Source organism: Methylobacterium soli (genome assembly GCF_008806385.1).
GTDB lineage: Bacteria > Pseudomonadota > Alphaproteobacteria > Rhizobiales > Beijerinckiaceae > Methylobacterium > Methylobacterium soli.
In genome coordinates, this window is sequence record NZ_VZZK01000111.1 from 1 (window position 1) to 1,030 (window position 1,030).

A 1,030-nucleotide genomic window follows, 5' to 3' on the forward strand; every position below is an offset into this window, starting at 1 on the left:
GGCTGGTCGATGAGCTTGTTCCAGGCGTCGCAGCTTTGGTCGAGAATCGCCTCGTATGAGGCAAAGATCCGGTTGCCGAGCCAATTCTCGCGCATGAACTGCCAGAGGTTCTCGACCGGGTTCAGTTCGGGCGAGCGCGCTGGCAGCGGCAGCAGGGTGATATTGGCCGGGATCACGAGCTTCTGGGTCATGTGCCAGCCGGCCTGATTGAGCAGCAGCACGGCGTGTGCGCCGGGGGCAACGGCCGTGGCAATCTCGGCCAGGTGCAGGTTCATCGCCTCAGTGGTGCAGCGAGGCATGACGAGCCCGGCTCCCGTGCCGCGGGCCGGGCAGATTGCGCCGAAGAGGTAGGCGGAGGCGGTGCGCTGATCCTTCGGGGCTGAGGGACGTGTACCCCGGCGCGCCCAGCGGCGCGTGATGGTGTTCTTCTGGCCGACCCGGGCCTCGTCGCAGAACCAGACCTCTATCGGCTTGCCGCCCGTGGCCTGCGCGATCTCTGCCAGGCGGGCGGGGAAGGCTTTTTAAAAGCCGGAATGGCGTCCCGATCCTGCGCGTGATGGCGCGGACGAGCCGAGAGCTTCCGGTAGCCCATGCTCCGCAGAACCCGGCTCAGCGTCTGCTCGGAGACTGAGACGCCGTGGTCCTCGAACAGGATCTGAGCCAGATCGACCAACCGCCAGCGCACCACCCCGTGCGCCGCCGGCATCGGGCCTTGCTCGACCAGGGCCTTCAGCGCGGCGCGAAGGTCCGCATTCAACAGCGGGCGGGCACCGGGAGCCTTGCCGCCGATGAGCCCACACGGCCCATCAGCGTTGAAGGCGAGCACCCAGTCCCGCACGGTCTGAAGCCCGACCCCGCCGAGAGCGGCCGCCTCGGAGCGTGAGCCGCCGGCGTAGATCGCCGACAGAGCCAGCAGGCGGCGGGTCTGATCTGGGTCGTGCGAACTCTTCGCCAGGGCACGCAGGGCCGCGGCATCGAAGTCCGGCCGCAACGGCACAGGAGCAGCCATCCCATCCTCCTCAGGCTCGAA

At 68.3% G+C, this 1,030-nt stretch carries 1 protein-coding gene; it reads right to left on the reverse strand.

All coding sequences use genetic code 11. The features are described 5' to 3' along the window. Positions 1-1,030, reverse strand: a protein-coding gene (locus F6X53_RS32030) for an IS630 family transposase (protein WP_244965650.1) whose coding sequence is annotated in 2 segments (ribosomal slippage) — positions 1-517 and positions 517-1,030 — 1,031 coding nt annotated over the 2 segments. Because the reading frame shifts where the segments join, the coding sequence is not laid out codon by codon here. This gene is flagged as partial in the annotation.